The organism is Photorhabdus viridis, assembly GCF_040256935.1.
Taxonomy (GTDB): Bacteria; Pseudomonadota; Gammaproteobacteria; order Enterobacterales; family Enterobacteriaceae; genus Photorhabdus; species Photorhabdus viridis.
This window is the reverse complement of record NZ_JBEJZY010000570.1, coordinates 1-223: the sequence shown is the minus strand read 5'-3', so window position 1 is coordinate 223 and position 223 is coordinate 1. Positions and strand designations below refer to the sequence as shown.

The 223-nt window shown below is 59.2% G+C and carries 1 pseudogene; it reads right to left on the bottom strand.

Annotated features, from left to right (window positions below):
* Positions 1-223, bottom strand: a pseudogene (locus ABR397_RS24590) (OmpA family protein); the annotation flags it as partial.

Sequence of the window (223 nt, the reverse complement as noted above, 5' to 3'; positions counted from 1 at the left end):
GGTTTCAGTGTCGCCTGTCCCACATCAAACAGGGCCGGGCTATTCAGGCTGATCGTCTGGGGTAACGGGGGCGTCACCGGTTTTTTTTCCTGATGTTCAGGGTGATAGCCCGCAATCGCCGCCTGTAACGGCAGACGTAATCGCGCCCCCTGATACAGCCCTAATCCCAGACGCCACGGCACTCCATGCCGGTCATACTCTTCAAGACGACCGGCATCGTCCC